This window comes from Hyphomonas sp., assembly GCF_016125515.1.
GTDB lineage: Bacteria > Pseudomonadota > Alphaproteobacteria > Caulobacterales > Hyphomonadaceae > Hyphomonas.
Map to the genome: position 1 here is coordinate 1 of NZ_WGLO01000015.1, position 13,713 is coordinate 13,713.

The 13,713-nt window shown below is 62.5% G+C and carries 17 protein-coding genes; 10 read left to right on the forward strand and 7 right to left on the reverse strand.

Annotation, left to right across the window (positions count from 1 at the left end):
- Window positions 1–304 precede the first annotated feature (304 nt).
- The 3 genes from GC148_RS12070 to GC148_RS12080 all read right to left on the reverse strand — a co-directional run bounded on the left by GC148_RS12070 (window position 305) and on the right by GC148_RS12080 (window position 3,866).
- A complete protein-coding gene (locus tag GC148_RS12070; RefSeq protein ID WP_291071014.1) occupies window positions 305–1,678 on the reverse strand; it encodes a cytochrome P450 in 1,374 nt (457 codons plus the stop codon).
- Between the two features lie 432 nt (window positions 1,679–2,110).
- Window positions 2,111–3,361, reverse strand: a complete 1,251-nt coding sequence (locus GC148_RS12075) for a serine hydrolase domain-containing protein (RefSeq protein WP_291071015.1) — start codon at window positions 3,359–3,361, stop codon at window positions 2,111–2,113.
- 196 nt (window positions 3,362–3,557) lie between these two features.
- Window positions 3,558–3,866, reverse strand: a complete 309-nt coding sequence (locus tag GC148_RS12080; RefSeq protein ID WP_291071016.1) for a hypothetical protein — start codon at window positions 3,864–3,866, stop codon at window positions 3,558–3,560.
- 327 nt (window positions 3,867–4,193) lie between these two features.
- On the opposite strand from GC148_RS12080, the gene GC148_RS12085 reads away from it, so the two are divergent.
- Window positions 4,194–4,388, forward strand: a complete 195-nt coding sequence (locus tag GC148_RS12085) for a type II toxin-antitoxin system VapB family antitoxin (protein ID WP_291071017.1) — start codon at window positions 4,194–4,196, stop codon at window positions 4,386–4,388.
- Entirely contained in the window at window positions 4,385–4,780 is a 396-nt protein-coding gene (locus GC148_RS12090) for a PIN domain nuclease (RefSeq protein WP_291071018.1), read from the forward strand. Before GC148_RS12085 ends, GC148_RS12090 begins: the two co-directional genes overlap by 4 nt.
- A gap of 299 nt (window positions 4,781–5,079) precedes the next feature.
- Here the strand turns inward: GC148_RS12090 and GC148_RS12095 are convergent, their stop codons facing one another.
- From GC148_RS12095 to lgt, 4 genes are all read right to left on the reverse strand, one after another.
- Complete coding sequence (locus tag GC148_RS12095; protein WP_291071019.1) at window positions 5,080–6,096, reverse strand: LLM class flavin-dependent oxidoreductase; 1,017 nt, start codon at window positions 6,094–6,096, stop codon at window positions 5,080–5,082.
- 62 nt (window positions 6,097–6,158) lie between these two features.
- Window positions 6,159–7,205, reverse strand: coding sequence for an SAM-dependent methyltransferase (locus GC148_RS12100; protein ID WP_291071020.1), 1,047 nt, complete (start codon window positions 7,203–7,205; stop codon window positions 6,159–6,161).
- 25 nt (window positions 7,206–7,230) lie between these two features.
- Window positions 7,231–7,593: a DUF6713 family protein gene (locus GC148_RS12105; protein WP_291071021.1), complete on the reverse strand. Its 363-nt coding sequence runs from the start codon at window positions 7,591–7,593 to the stop codon at window positions 7,231–7,233.
- Window positions 7,594–7,657: 64 nt separating this feature from the next.
- Complete coding sequence (gene lgt / locus GC148_RS12110; protein ID WP_291071022.1) at window positions 7,658–8,611, reverse strand: prolipoprotein diacylglyceryl transferase; 954 nt, start codon at window positions 8,609–8,611, stop codon at window positions 7,658–7,660.
- 75 nt (window positions 8,612–8,686) lie between these two features.
- On the opposite strand from lgt, the gene GC148_RS12115 reads away from it, so the two are divergent.
- The 8 genes from GC148_RS12115 to GC148_RS12150 all read left to right on the forward strand — a co-directional run bounded on the left by GC148_RS12115 (window position 8,687) and on the right by GC148_RS12150 (window position 13,629).
- Window positions 8,687–8,947, forward strand: a complete 261-nt coding sequence (locus GC148_RS12115; protein WP_291071023.1) for an accessory factor UbiK family protein — start codon at window positions 8,687–8,689, stop codon at window positions 8,945–8,947.
- Window positions 8,948–9,060: 113 nt separating this feature from the next.
- Complete coding sequence (locus GC148_RS12120) at window positions 9,061–9,564, forward strand: YbjN domain-containing protein (protein WP_291071024.1); 504 nt, start codon at window positions 9,061–9,063, stop codon at window positions 9,562–9,564.
- 8 nt (window positions 9,565–9,572) lie between these two features.
- Entirely contained in the window at window positions 9,573–10,382 is an 810-nt protein-coding gene (gene proC / locus GC148_RS12125) for a pyrroline-5-carboxylate reductase (protein WP_291071025.1), read from the forward strand.
- Between the two features lie 18 nt (window positions 10,383–10,400).
- Window positions 10,401–11,018: a hypothetical protein gene (locus GC148_RS12130; RefSeq protein ID WP_291071026.1), complete on the forward strand. Its 618-nt coding sequence runs from the start codon at window positions 10,401–10,403 to the stop codon at window positions 11,016–11,018.
- Window positions 11,015–12,106, forward strand: coding sequence for a phosphotransferase (locus GC148_RS12135; RefSeq protein WP_291071027.1), 1,092 nt, complete (start codon window positions 11,015–11,017; stop codon window positions 12,104–12,106). The genes GC148_RS12130 and GC148_RS12135 overlap by 4 nt, the downstream gene beginning before the upstream one ends.
- Window positions 12,107–12,469: 363 nt before the next feature.
- Window positions 12,470–12,829 (forward strand): HU family DNA-binding protein, encoded by a 360-nt coding sequence (locus tag GC148_RS12140; protein ID WP_366063834.1) that lies wholly within the window; start codon window positions 12,470–12,472, stop codon window positions 12,827–12,829.
- A 124-nt stretch (window positions 12,830–12,953) separates the two neighbouring features.
- Entirely contained in the window at window positions 12,954–13,379 is a 426-nt protein-coding gene (locus GC148_RS12145) for a hypothetical protein (protein ID WP_291071029.1), read from the forward strand.
- A gap of 28 nt (window positions 13,380–13,407) precedes the next feature.
- A complete protein-coding gene (locus tag GC148_RS12150; RefSeq protein WP_291071030.1) occupies window positions 13,408–13,629 on the forward strand; it encodes a hypothetical protein in 222 nt (73 codons plus the stop codon).
- Window positions 13,630–13,713: the final 84 nt, after the last annotated feature.

The window sequence follows — 13,713 nt, forward strand, 5'->3', positions numbered from 1 at the left end:
CCGCGCAATCGTATCCACGCCCTTCAACTCCAGCTCCATCCGCTACCAAAACGCGGATGGTCAAACACTCCAAACGGGGGGTCAAAGTTGGACGCCGATAACCCCGTCTAAGGGGTCAAACTTGCACGCCGAAACACAGTATGCGATTCCGCTCAGCCTTCCCGCCAAGCCCATCAAGCGGCGATGACCGACTGATGGAAAGGGTCGCCGGCGAGTTCCCCCTGCTCGCCGGCGGCTTTTTTGTCCGGCCAACGCGTTTCACGATTGCGCGGCGACGAACGGCGTATGGCGGCCGTTGCTGAAACTAGGAGGCCGCTTTCAGCTGTACCTGCGTCGGGCGCGCATTCCCGCGGCCATAGAGGTTGACCTCAAGCTTCGAGATCGCATGGACGAGGGCATTGGGCCCGTATCTGATCTCGCCGGTGAACTCGATCTTGGGGAAGCGGGCAAAGAGTTGTTCGTAGGCGACCTGCAACTGCATCTGCGCCACTCTCGCGCCGAGGCATTTGTGAACGCCGTGGCCGAAGGCGATGTGTTTTGAGACATTTTCCCGCGTCATGTCGAAGACGTCGGGGTTCTCGAAAACGTCCGGGTCCCGGTTGCCGGCGCCGTACCACATGACGACCTTTTCATCCTTCGCAATCCGCTGGCCGTTGATCTCGGTATCTTCAAGCGCGGTGCGACGCATATGCTTGACGGGCGAGACCATGCGCAGCGCCTCTTCGGACATGCGCGGGATCATCGCGGGGTCACTCAGAACGATCGCCCTCTGCTCTGGCCATTCCGTCATCAGCTTGACGGTGCCTGACAGCGAGTTGCGGGTCGTGTCATTGCCGGCAAAGATGATCAGAAGCCAGGAGCCGTCGAGGTAGGCCTGCGGCAGGTCTTCGCCGTCAAGTTTTGAGTGCGCGATCAGCGTCAGGAGGTCTTCGCGCGGATGGGCGCGCCGGTCGGCCATGACACGCGCGCCGTAGGCGAACATCTCTTCAACAACCTTGTTGAAGCGGAAGGGAAAGAGGGGCTCTCCGAGAAAGGTTGTCAGGGGGTTGGAGAGGAACTGGCTCGCCATTTCGAGATAGTGCATCCAGTACACAATCTTCGGGCGATCGGCCTCGTCGACGCCGAGCATTTCGCAAAGCGTGTAGAGCGGGAGTTCGTTTGAGAAGACTTTGACAAAGTCGACGACCGGTCCTTTGGCCTCAAGATCATCACACAAGGCATCGACCTTGGCGCGGACTTTCTCACGAAGCTTCGCCACATAAGCCGGAACAAAGAAGTCCTTCTGCTGGATCCGCATCTGCATGTGGCTTGGTTCGTCCATGCTGATCAGATTATCCATGGCGGCGCGGATCAAGATCTCGGGCTTCCAGTTCTTGCGGTCCGGAACGGCGAGGTTGATGCCGCCGCGCTGCGACGAGAAAATATCAGGCTGAAGCTCGACGGTCTTGATGTCTTCATACCGCGACACTGACCAATACCTGGAGGCCGGGCGCCTGACCTTCGACCACATGACAGGCGCCTCTTCGCGCATCCGCCTGTAGAGGTCGTAAGGGTGGCCTCGTTTCCAGGAGTTCGGGTTCCAGAGCTCGAAGTCTGTCTCCAGCTCAGGGTAACTCGCTGGATAGACGGGCTCGGTTGCGCCTGTATCTGTGAGGATTTCGTCGCTGATCAGCTTCATGTTGGCCTTCCTGAAACTACTGGCGGATGTTCCAGCGGTCTTCGCGAGGGAAGTCAAAAAGAATTAAGTTTGCCCCCTCATAGGCGTAGCCATCCTGTTGCGGCCGGGACGGGTGCGACGGCCGTGGGAGGGATAAATCGGCATCGTGCAGATTGCTGATGAGCCCTTCAACCGCAGAGGTCGATGGCCAAGGATTGCCTTTGCAGCGGCCAACGGGCCCGATGACACATTGCGGCCGCCGACGGGCTTTAGGGGTATTTCCACGTGGCAGCGGAGCCGCTTCTGGGCTGCTGCCTGATGGTGATGTTTATGTATCGCGATGGGCAACGTCGATTCACATAGCTGTCGGAGAAGGAAATATCCTGTCGATCGCCTGGCCGCTTCAAAATTCTGCGACCGCTTCCTTCTGAAGGGCGGCATGCGTCTGGCGGCTCAGTTCGGCGTTGTGGCTGCCAGCGCTGCATCCTCCAGGGCCAGCCAGTCCCGCGCAGGCAAGCCCAGCGTCATGTCCAGAAACATGGGGCCAATGGACCACATCCGCTTCGAGCGGGCGTTAGCGAGCACCACGATGCCGGTATTGCGGTCTGGCAGCAGCATGATCTGCGCCGCATAGCCGTCCACCGAGCCGCTATGGGCAACAACCGTCTGCCCGGCATAGTCGTAAACCCGCCAGCCGAGCGCATATTGTGACGCGCTGAGGTCCGGCAGCGCGTCGCGCATGCGCCGTGTCTCGGACGGGGTGGCGACCTGCGGCGCGTGGATGAGGTCCAGTACCTCCGGCGGCAGCACATCCGGCACGTTGCCGAGCTGCGCCTTCAGCCACTGCGCCATGTCATTGATCGAGGCGTTCACGCCGCCAGCCGCAGGCGTCGTATAGTAAGGCAGCTTCACATCGATCCGGGTCCACGGGTTCGGCGGCAGGTCCGGATCGGTCTGGCGCTTGCGGTTGTGCGGGCGCGCCCAATTCCCCCCCGCAACCAATCCGTCCAGCCCATAGCTTGCCGTCTTCATCCCGAGCGGCTGGAAGAGTTTTTCTCCAACAAGGTCGGCATAGGCCTCTGAATAGGCGCGCGCCAAAGCCCGCGATGAAAGGTCGTAAAGGATGTTCTGGTAGGCGTAGCAGTCCGAGACCGGGCAGATCGATTTGACCTTCCGGTATTGCGGCAGGATCGCGCCCGGCGCGGTGCCCGCTTCCAGCAGGTTGTCGAAAGCGTTCGGTGGCAGGCTCGTCCGGTGGCTCAGAATATCGGCGAGGGTCAGCAACTTTTCCGCCCCGCCCGGCAATGCCAGCTCCGGGGCGAACCCGGTGACCGGTTCGTCCAGCGACAGCCGGCCCTCGGAGACAGCAAGGCCCACCAGGCTGGAGGCGAACCCCTTCGAAAGTGAGGCCAGACGGAACAGCGTGTCGGGATTGACCGCCTCGCCGCTGCCGATCTCGGTTTCGCCATAAGTGCGCAGGAACGCGACCTCTCCGCCCCGCACGACAGTGACCGCCAGCCCGACGAAATCCCCGGTCTCCATCGCCTTCTGCAGGTTGGTATCCAGGCGCAGCATCTGCGTCTCGGCAACCAGTTCCGGTGAGGCGAGCGGGGCGAGCGCCGCGCGCTGAAACCCGTCCGCGCTGGCCGTTAAGGCCAGTCCGGACAAGCCGGCGGTCAAAGCGGCCCAAATCAAAGTACGCATCCGAATGACCTGCTCCAGCGCCGAATCCGAGTTACGGTTAGAATTGACACCGGCCATTCTGTCCAGTTCGCCGCTCGCCCGGGCTGGCAAATTTCGGCGGCGGCATGAGGGATTTGCGGGGCATGGCGCCCGCAGTCTTCGATGCGCAACATCGAACCGATGCGCGAACGCCACGGCAGTGGCGAAACATAAAGCCTCAATTTTGATATGTTGGAGGCCTTTCAACCGCCTTATGCGTGAATTGTGATGCATCATCGAGCCATGAGGCGAGCTGGCGTAAAATCTTGCCGGTGAAGATTTCGAGCTGCTGTCGGAGCGCCAAGGCATCAGCATACAGCTGGCGCGGCTTCAGGCAGACGCGAACAGTTGCGCCGATGAAGCTGAGCTTGTCGGTAAGCGAGACGACGGCGTCTGGGTCTTCAAGATCGATTGTGATCTTGTCGGATTGCCGGAGATGTTGACGCAGGGCGGCCCCCGGCGAGCTCCGCCGGAGGCCGCCGCGCATTCAAGCTCAAAGTTGAGACCCCTCAAATCCAGATCAACGGATTGGAGCGATCAGCAACGCGCTCCATCAAAGCCGTGCAAAGCGCTGGCGAGGACAAACCGGCACCACTTTTCGGGTTGAGCGCTGCCGACCACCCAATCACAGCGCAGGCCCGAAAAGTGAAAAGGAGTTTCCGGCAAAGCCAGCGCGACACCTGAAAAACGAGACGCGGTTCTTCGCAGCTCGCGCAGATCTGCGCGACCCAGATGCGTGCGCCTTGCATACATCCGTCAAAATGTGTATAAATGCAGGAATTATACACATGAATCGACTCTGCGAGAGTTCACCATGCGCACCAATATCGATATCGACGACGCCCTGATCAAAGAAGCCATCGCTGTGACAGGCGCAAAAACCAAGAAGGATGTCGTCACAGAGGCGCTGCGCCTTTTGGTGAAAACGCGCCAACAGGCCCGTGTCAAAAAGCTTCGCGGCAAACTTAAATGGGAAGGCTCGCTCGACGCGATGCGCACCGACGAATGATCCTGGTCGACAGTTCGGTCTGGATCGATTTCTTCAACGGCGTTGAAAGTGCCCAAGTGGGCATTCTGGATGCCAGCCTCGGCGAAGTTCCGATTATTGTTGGCGATCTTATAATGACGGAAGTCTTGCAGGGTTTTCGCTCGACCAGAGATTTTAATGCAGCAAGGACGGCGCTCGATCAGTTTGAGTATCGAGACATGGTGGGCCGGGATATCGCCTTGCAGAGCGCCGGGAACTACCGCTTACTGCGCCGACAAGGCATCACGGTTCGAAAGACCATCGACGTCATTATCGCGACGTATTGTGTTGAGAACAGTATAGCGCTTTTGCATGCCGACAGGGATTTTGATCCCATGGAAAAGATACTGGGCCTGTCGGTGGTTGCAGGCTGATCCGCCCTCGGTTTTCCGCTAACCAGATCGAGCCCTTCGAGGGCCGTGTGCCTCGCCGAGTGCTGCGCCGACTGCACTAGAAACTGAACGATGTCCGAGAAGTAGGCCGCCAGCAGGATGGTCGCGGCATTCAGAAACGTCATTTCCAGCGGGTTTCAGGCAGAAGCGAACGGGTTACGGCCCTGACACTGAACGTGTCGATAAGCGAGACGATGGCGTCCGGGTGTTCAGGATCGTTTGTGACCTTGTCGGATGACCAGAGACCTTAACCCATGCGGTCTTTCTTTGCGGTCCTCGCCTCAGGCAGGCTGGCGGGCCAATGCGCCGGCATCGATCTCGCGCATTGCATCGGCAATGATCTCGAACGAGCGCCGCCGTTTTTCCGGATCGTACATGTCGGACACCACCATCAACTCGTCGGCTTGCGTTCGCGCCAGCAATGCGATGATCCCCTTACGGACGGTTTCGGCATTGCCGATGATGCTGAAATTCAGCATGTGCGAGGCTTGCGCACGCTCCTGCGGGGTCCAGTAGGTGTCGATGTCGTCGATCGGCGGCTGGGTCAGCTTGCGTCTCCCGCGTACGAGGTTGGCGAAGGACATCTGCTGCGAGGTTGCAAGATATCTTGCCTCCTCGTCGGTTTCAGCCGCGATGATGTTCACACCGATCAGCGCGTGCGGTTTGGGCTGGCGCGCCGAAGGCCTGAAGCTACCGCGATAGATCGCGAGCGCCTGATCCAGCATCTGCGGCGCAAAGTGCGAGGCAAAACCGAACGGGAAGCCATAGGCCGCCGCCATCTGCGCGCCATAGAGGCTCGAGCCCAGAATCCAGAGCGGTACGTTGGAATTCGAACCCGGAACGGCCTCGATCCTCTGTCCAGGTTGCACCGGGCCGAGCCAGGCTTGCAGCTCGAGCACGTCTTCCTGGAAGTGTTCCGAAGCCGACGGGTCGCGCCGCAGCGCGCGCAGCGTCATCTGGTCTGTGCCCGGAGCGCGGCCGAGCCCTAGATCGATGCGTCCCGGATAGAGCGCCTCCAGCGTGCCGAACTGTTCGGCAATCACGTACGGCGAATGGTTCGGCAGCATAATGCCGCCCGCGCCGACGCGGATCGTCTTCGTGCCCGCGGCAATATGCGAGATGACCAGCGAGGTCGCGGCGGTTGTCACGGTCGGCATGTTGTGATGTTCCGCCACCCAGAAGCGGGTATAGCCCAGCGCCTCGGCATGCTGCGCCAGGCGCCGCGCTTCGTTCAGGGCATCGGCCCGCGTGAAGCCTTCGCGCACCCGGCCGAGTTCAAGGATGGAAAGTCGTGCCATGGACGCGCCCTCGTTTCATGCTCTTGCCTAGATGGGGGCTTCGCCCGGTTCGCCAATAGGCGTCAGAATCCGGCCGGCGGCGGCAGTCCTGAAGACGACAGGCAGATCGCCTTGAACCGCGCGCCCATGTCGCTCGGGTCGATCAGCTTGCGCGCCGCCTTGAAAACGTCCTCAGCCGCCTCGGGATCGGCGTTGACCAGTTGGTTCAGGCGCGCCTGGGCGCCGAGGCCCAACAGGAACATCCCCTGCGGCGTCGGTCCCGCCACGTCCAGCCCGGCCGCTGCCGCAAGCCGCGCCAGCCGGCCAAAATCCACATCGACGGTCAGGTCAGACGCCCCGGGCATGTCGAGCGGCGAGACCTGCCGGCCCTCGCGGTAAGCGCGCAATGTGTCGCCCGGCGCCTTGTCGTCCGGCCCGTAATCGATGAACAGCGCGCGCACCGGCGCAGGGCGCGAGACGAGATCGGCCACCACCAGGTCGAGTCCGACCTGCACCTCCACCACGTCGCCCGCGAGCGCAGTGCCGTGCGGCGGGCGCGGCTCATCTGCGGCGAGGCCGAAGGCAAGGCGCCTCTCGGTATCAAGGCCCACGACGCATTCGCGCCAGGTGCCATCGTCCTGCCGGAACTGGCGCGCGGGCAGGCAGTCCAGGTATTCGTTTGCCACGATGAGGGCGGGCCCTTCCGGCACCTGTGCCAACGTCTGGGCGAAGACCGGGCTTGAGGCCTCAAACAACCGTTTCAAGCCGGCTGCGAGCACCGGGCTCGGCTCGACGAAGACCAGCTGCATGGCGTCGGCGAAAGCATTGCCGCCGGCCGCGCCCGCAGCACGCAGGGCATCCAGCATCAGCTGTCCGCGCCCCGGTCCGATCTCGACCAGATGGAAACGGTCCGGCGCGCCCATCGCGCGCCATTCATGCACCAGCCACAGGCCGATCAGCTCGCCGAAGATCTGGCTGGTTTCCGGCGCGGTGATGAAGTCGCGCCCGATGCCGGGCCGGGCCGCATAATAGCCCGCCTTGGGGTCATGCAGGGCAACCTGCATGAAGGTGGATAGGGGAATGGGGCCGCCCGTCTCGATCAGGCGTACCAGTCGCTCTTCAATACTCATCGTGCAATTCAGGCCCTGAAACGCGCTATCGCGCCTTTGCCGGAACCAGATAGGCCGCGCCAAATATGCCGGCCAGTATAATCAGGACCCAGGAGGCCAAAGACCCGAAATCATACACAGGTTGATTGCGGTAGAACCAATGCAGGCCGACATGGACAACGGCGAAAACGCAGAGCCCGTAACGGCGCGCGGCCCGGTTTCCCGTTTCCGCCAGCAAGATCAGGCCCAAAACGATCGGGACATGCGCCCAAAGGAAGATCTGCTGATCCAGTGATGAATACCCGCTGAGCGTGTTCGTGAAGGCGTTCCGGCCCTGGCGCAGGGTCGATTCCAGCTCGTGCGTGATCAGGCACGCCGCGGTCAGCCGGTAAAGGCGATCTGGTTTCATGCGCTGTCCTCCCCAGGATGGCGCGCTTGCGGAGCGTCCGTAAAACTACGTATTAATCTTTCGTTTATACGCTCTTTTCCTTGCCTTTCAAGGCGTTCCAAATCAGCCAGGCGCCGCCGATCCACATTGGGGTCGAGAGCAACATGCCCATGGTCAGCCATTCCGGCAGTCCGCTGACAAAAGAATCCGGTTCGCGGAAGTTTTCGGCAACAGATCGCCCCACGCCGTACAGGATCAGGAAAATTCCTGCCACGAGGCCCGGCCGCTTCAGCGCGCCGAATTTCCAGATCAACAAGGACAAGACGAGCAGGGGGAGCCATCCCTCCAGCACTGACTCGTAAAGCTGGCTCGGATGGCGGGCCATTTCGGCGCCCGTATAGGCCCATTCGCCGGTTTCCCAATTATAGGCCGGCGGTGTCGAGCCCGGCACATAGCCTTCCGGGAAGATCAAGCCGACCGGTGCATCGGTGTGGCGACCATAGAGTTCGGCGTTCACAAAGTTCGCGATGCGCACGAGGCCGATGCCGATCGGGGCCGTCACGCCCGCGATGTCCCCGACCGAGAGCAGCTTCACGCCGCGCTTGGCCGCGAAGAACCACAACACGGTCGCGACGCCGAGGATGCCGCCATGGAAGGCCATGCCGCCGTCCCAGATACGGATCACCGTCAGCGGATCGGCGGTCAGCACGTCCATCTGGTAGGGCACCATATAGAACAGGACGTAGCCGAGGCGTCCGCCCAGGATGATGCCGATGATGATCCAGAACATCAGGTCATCCATCGCGTCCTTGCTGAGCGGCGGCTCGCCGCCCCAAAGGTTCGGGCGCTTCAAGAGCTGCATCGCGTACCACCAGGCCCCGCCGATGCCGGCGATATAGCCGAGCGCATACCAGCGCAGATGGAAGGTCGGCAGGCCGATGAACCCGAAATCGATCGAGATCAGGGCCGGGCTCCAGCCCGGAAAGTGCAGCGCAGCCTGGGTAAGGTAAACGCTGAGCGCGGCGAGGAGTTCTGTCATGCGGCGTCTTTTCCCTGTCTGGCGGGCGTCCTATCTGTTAGTCCACCGGCATACCCGGCGCGAAGGAGTAGCCGCATGGCAGGTACAAATCCACTGCTCGATGACATTGCAAGCCTGATGACCGGCGCCCTCGGTGCCGCGCGCTCGGCAGGCGAGGAAGCCAAGACCGCCGCGCAGGCCCGCATCCGGGCGCTGATCGCGGACATGGATCTGGCCGGCCGGGACGAAGTGGAGGCCCTCAAGGCAATCGCCACCGCCGCGCTCGACCGGGTCGACACCCTCGAAGCGCGCATCGCGGCGCTTGAAGCGGCGCAGGCGAAATCCACTGCTTCATAATTCCGCGACTGCACTCGCCCATGGACATTGCCCGGGCAGCCCGATTTGTTCGGGATTGGATTTGTCATGCGAATCCGGCACCAATTCAGGAAACCCGCAGGGGAGGCGACCGAATGAGCCTTGAGATCGAGACTGGCCACGATTTCGAAATCGATCCGCTCGACATTGTCGAAGGGGTGCTGGAAGCCGCCAACTGGCCCTTCGAGCGCGACGAGGAGGGCACCCTTCAGGTTGTCGCCGAGACGCGCTGGGGCGATATGGGCGCCCTGTTCGCCTACCGGCCGGAGCCTTCTGCGATCCACTTCTCCCTCACCCTCGACGTCAAGGCGATGGCCGCCAAGCGCAGCGCGATCGCCGAACTCGTGATGCTCGCCAATGAGCGTCTCTGGGTCGGGCATTTCGACTTCTGGTCCGACGACGGTGTCATCATCTACCGCTACACCTTCCCGATGGAGGGCCGCGACGAGGTCAGCCCCGGCGAGGTCCGCGCGGTCATCGCCGCGGCGGTCAGCGCGGCCGACCGGTTCATGCCGGCGTTCAACTTCCTCGTCTGGGCCGGCAAGTCGCCGCGTGAAGCCATCGACGCGGTGATGTTCGAAACTCACGGCGAGGCCTGAGACCTCCCATGGCCGCAGCGCCGTCGCTTGTACTCGTCGGGGCCGGCCGCATGGGCGCCGCGCTCGCGCGCGGGTGGTTGAACGCCAAATCGAAGCGCCAGATCACCATCGTCGAGCCGACCCCTTCGGATGAAGTGGCCAGCTGGGCCGCCGCGGGCAAAGTCACGCTGAACCCCGCGGCAGCGCCGGCCGGCATCCTGGTCGTCGCCGTGAAGCCGCAGCAATTTGCCCAGGTGGCTGAAGCGATCCGCGGCTTTGCGGGTCCGAAAACCCTCGTCGTCTCGATCATGGCCGGCGTTCGCATCGCGCAGCTCTCGCGCCGTCTGGACACGGCCCGCATCGCCCGGGCCATGCCCAACACGCCGGGCGCCATCGGGCAGGGCGTCACCGTCTTCTGCGCTGCCCCGGGCCTCAGCGCGGCCGACAATGAAACGGTCCGCAGCCTGCTCGCGCCGCTCGGCGAAGTGCATGGGCCGGTTGACGAGGGGCTGATGTCCGCCGTCACGGCCCTGTCGGGCAGCGGCCCGGCCTACCTGTTCCTGCTGGCCGAATCGATGGCCGAAGCTGGCGAGTCCGAAGGCCTGCCGCGCGCCCTGGCCCAGCGCCTCGCCCGCCGCACGGTCGAAGGCGCCGCCGCCCTGCTTGCCGCCAGCGAAGACGGCCCCGAAGCTCTGCGCCGCGCCGTAACTTCCCCCGGCGGCACCACTCAGGCGGCTCTTGACATCCTGATGGACACGGGTGGCATGCCTCGATTGTTGAGAGACGCTCTGCGCGCTGCCGCGACCCGCGACCGGCAGCTGTCAAAAGAGGCGGATTAACCCCGGGAGGCATGGCCCTTGGCCAGCGCTGAGAAGATCATCGAGAAGGGGCTCAAAGCAGCCCTCGAGCTGGCTGCGTCGCGGCCCTGGGCAGATATTCCGTTGGCGGACATTGCCGCCCGGGCGAAGCTCTCGCTTTCGGACTTTCACGGTGTGGCCGGGCGCGAAGACCTCGTCGAAGCGCTGGATGGCTATTTCGACAGGGCGATGTCGGCAGACGGCGTGCCAGAAGAAACCTCGCCGCGCGAACGCCTGTTCGATGTCATCATGCTGCGCTTCGAGGCGATGGAGCCCTGCCGCGCAGGTCTCCTCGAGCTCCTGAAGTTCCGCGAAACCTCGCTCACCCATGTCGTGCGCCTGCCGGGCCATCGCCATGCCAGCGCCGCCTGGGCGCTTGCCTCAGCCGGTCTCGATAATGATGGCGGCGCGCCGGCCAGCCTGAAACGCATCGCCATTGCCGTTGTCATAGCCCAGGCCGAGCGGGCCTGGCGCAAGGAGGCCGGCGGCGACTTTGCCCTCACCATGGCCGCGCTCGACAAGGGGCTGCGCCGGGCCGAGGAACGCCTCGGCCAGCTGCGACGGTTTACTGGCCGCGCGCCCACTTCCAAACCCGAAACCGAAGAAACCGCCACATGACCCGTCCCGGACTCGACACAAACCCGCTTGAACTGACGCCTGACTGGTTCAACACGCTGTTCGGCGAGATCGGCATCGACGCCGACGTGCGCAGCCTGACGGCGAAGTCCATTGGCACGGGCCAGATCGGCGAGAATGTCCGCTTCGTGTTCGACTATGCCCGCGCCGGCGCGAACGCGCCAAAAACGCTGGTCGGCAAGTTTCCCTCAGCCAATGAAATCAGCGTCGCGACGGCAAAACTGCTTGGCCATTACAAGCGCGAAGTGATGTTTTACCGGACTTTTCCGAAGGTGGCCGGCCGCATCACGCCCAACGCGCTGTACACGGATTATGACGAGAATACCAATCGCTTCGCCCTGATCATGGAAGACATGGCGCCGTCGGAGCAGGGCGACCAGTTGAAAGGCTGCGGCGTCGAGGAGGCGAGGCTCGCGATGGAGGCGGCCGCCGTGCTCCACGCCGCGCATTGGGAAGATCCGGTTCTGGACGAACATGACTGGCTGCAGGGCTCTGCCAAGGCGCCGCCGCCGGGCCTCGGGCCGGAGCAGATTGCAGGCCTCTGGGCCGCCTTCAAGGATCGCTACGCTGCGCATATCAACGCTGAACAGATCGAAGTCGGCGACGCCTATGCTGCTAGCTTGCCAAAATGGGGCGATGCCTATCAGGGCCCGCACGCGCTGACCCATTCCGATTACCGGCTCGACAACATGCTGTTCGGCAAACCCGGCGCGAAGAAGCCGCTGGCCGTTGTCGATTGGCAGACCGCAGGCAAGGGCGCGCCGGCCAATGACGTGGCCTATTTCATCGGCGCCGGTCTGACGCGCGAGGATCGCCCGAAGCATGAGCAGGCGCTGCTGCGCCATTATCATGACTGTCTGAAAGCCGAAGGTATCACCAGCTACAGCTTCGAAGATCTCTACACGCACTATCGCTGGTTTTCGTTCTACGGCATCTCGGTGGCTTTCGCCGCCGCCATGATCGTCAAACAGACCGAGCGCGGTGACGAGATGTTCCTCACGATGCTGCGCCGCCACTCGGCACAGGTGCGCGAGAACAATGGGCTGGAGCTTCTCAAGGGTCTTGGCTGATCGCAGCCTGCCTGAAATTTATCCGTAGCCGGATAGAGTTGGGTTTCGGGCGCCCGCGGCCGTGGTGATTCGGCGCTTCGCCAAAATGGCCAAAGCGCCAGATTTCGCCTATTTCAAGGCATTTTATACCCGTTTCATTGATGTTTCGCTGATATGCGACGCCTCTTGCGCAATTCCAAAAGCGAAGTTATGCGATCCGGCTCTTGGTCGATTATCCGCAAGAAAGAGTTTGTAGCAGCCAGAAACCCCCGTTTTTAGCTGTGTTCCGCGTTCACTGTCTTACAGAAGGAAAATGACATGGCCGTTAAACCGAAAGCCGCTGCCAAGGCCCCGGCAAAAAAAGCACTGGTGAAAAAGGTGCCGGTGAAGAAAGCGCCGGCTGCCAAAGCGCCTGCGAAGAAGGTCGCCGCGAAAGCCGCCGCCCCCGCGAAGAAAGCAGCACCTGAAGTGCTGACCGTGAAACACCTCGCCGCCGAAGTTTCGGAAGCGCAGGAAATCTCGAAGAAACAAGCCGAGATGGTTGTCACCGACTTCATCGACCGCATGGGCGGCTACCTGAAAAAGGGCAAGAAGCTGCGCATCTCCGGCCTCGGCATCTTGCAGGTCCGCGCCCGCCCGGCACGCAAGGGCCGCAACCCGGCCACCGGCGAAGCCATCAAGATCAAGGCGTCCAAGAAGGTCGCGTTCCGTCCTTCGAAAGACCTGAAAGACCGCGTTCTCTAAGCCTCGGCTGACAGAGTTTGCCCAGCGCCCGGCCAGCGAAAGCTCGGCCGGGCGTTTTGTTTCGGACGCTTTCGCGTTGACCGGTTTGGCCTTCCGCCGAAAGATGCCGTCCGGGAGAACGTCCATGACAGATGAGATCGAACGCGCAGCGCAGGACCTGTTGGCTGAGATCGCTTTGACGCCGCCCAATGCTGCGCCCGGCCAGAACATGCTGTCGCCCAGCGCGCGCCGCGATGTGGGCGCCACGCCGCTCTGGCGCGCGCATGACGGGCCGGCGACCCTGTTCGTTCATGGCTGGAACGATACGCGCCGGATCTGGCGCCAGTTCGCGCAGGACTTCATCGCCAATTCGCGCCCCGTTCTCCTGATGGACCTTCCTGCGCATGGGGCTTCCAAGGCGAGCGCTTTCGGCCGGGACGAAGCAGGCCGGTCCTTGCGCGAGGTGTGTGAGGCCGAGGCGCCGATCGATGCTATCATCGCTCATCGTTCGGCTGCATCGCTACCGCGGCCGCGATGCAGTCCGGTGCCCGGGCCGATAACGTCATCCTGATTGTGCCGCCGGTGCTCGGCTGCGAGGCGTGCCAGCGCCGGAGGGCACCGATCCGGCCGTAATCGACCGTGTGCTGAAAATCCCGGCCGACGACGGCCGGGCTCTGCCGGAAGCCTTCAACTTCGAATCTGCCCTCGCCGATTTCGACGGCAACCTGCTTTTCATCGGGTGTGATGAAGATGACATCTGCCCTCGAAAAGGCAGAAGGCGATTGAAAGCGCTGCGACATCACCCGATTGAAACAGATTGATCAGAACCGTCCCGATCGGGAATCTTCCTCGACCAGGGTGGGCGGCCTGGTGAAGTCTTCCCGTTCGGGAATGTGTCCTTGTCT

Coding starts and splice junctions, on each gene's coding strand:
- GC148_RS12070 (WP_291071014.1), bottom strand. CDS start 1,678: ATGAAGCTGATCAGCGACGAAATCCTCACAGATACAGGCGCAACCGAG.
- GC148_RS12075 (WP_291071015.1), bottom strand. CDS start 3,361: ATGCGTACTTTGATTTGGGCCGCTTTGACCGCCGGCTTGTCCGGACTG.
- GC148_RS12080 (WP_291071016.1), bottom strand. CDS start 3,866: ATGCGCGGCGGCCTCCGGCGGAGCTCGCCGGGGGCCGCCCTGCGTCAA.
- GC148_RS12085 (WP_291071017.1), top strand. CDS start 4,194: ATGCGCACCAATATCGATATCGACGACGCCCTGATCAAAGAAGCCATC.
- GC148_RS12090 (WP_291071018.1), top strand. CDS start 4,385: ATGATCCTGGTCGACAGTTCGGTCTGGATCGATTTCTTCAACGGCGTT.
- GC148_RS12095 (WP_291071019.1), bottom strand. CDS start 6,096: ATGGCACGACTTTCCATCCTTGAACTCGGCCGGGTGCGCGAAGGCTTC.
- GC148_RS12100 (WP_291071020.1), bottom strand. CDS start 7,205: ATGAGTATTGAAGAGCGACTGGTACGCCTGATCGAGACGGGCGGCCCC.
- GC148_RS12105 (WP_291071021.1), bottom strand. CDS start 7,593: ATGAAACCAGATCGCCTTTACCGGCTGACCGCGGCGTGCCTGATCACG.
- lgt (WP_291071022.1), bottom strand. CDS start 8,611: ATGACAGAACTCCTCGCCGCGCTCAGCGTTTACCTTACCCAGGCTGCG.
- GC148_RS12115 (WP_291071023.1), top strand. CDS start 8,687: ATGGCAGGTACAAATCCACTGCTCGATGACATTGCAAGCCTGATGACC.
- GC148_RS12120 (WP_291071024.1), top strand. CDS start 9,061: ATGAGCCTTGAGATCGAGACTGGCCACGATTTCGAAATCGATCCGCTC.
- proC (WP_291071025.1), top strand. CDS start 9,573: ATGGCCGCAGCGCCGTCGCTTGTACTCGTCGGGGCCGGCCGCATGGGC.
- GC148_RS12135 (WP_291071027.1), top strand. CDS start 11,015: ATGACCCGTCCCGGACTCGACACAAACCCGCTTGAACTGACGCCTGAC.
- GC148_RS12145 (WP_291071029.1), top strand. CDS start 12,954: ATGACAGATGAGATCGAACGCGCAGCGCAGGACCTGTTGGCTGAGATC.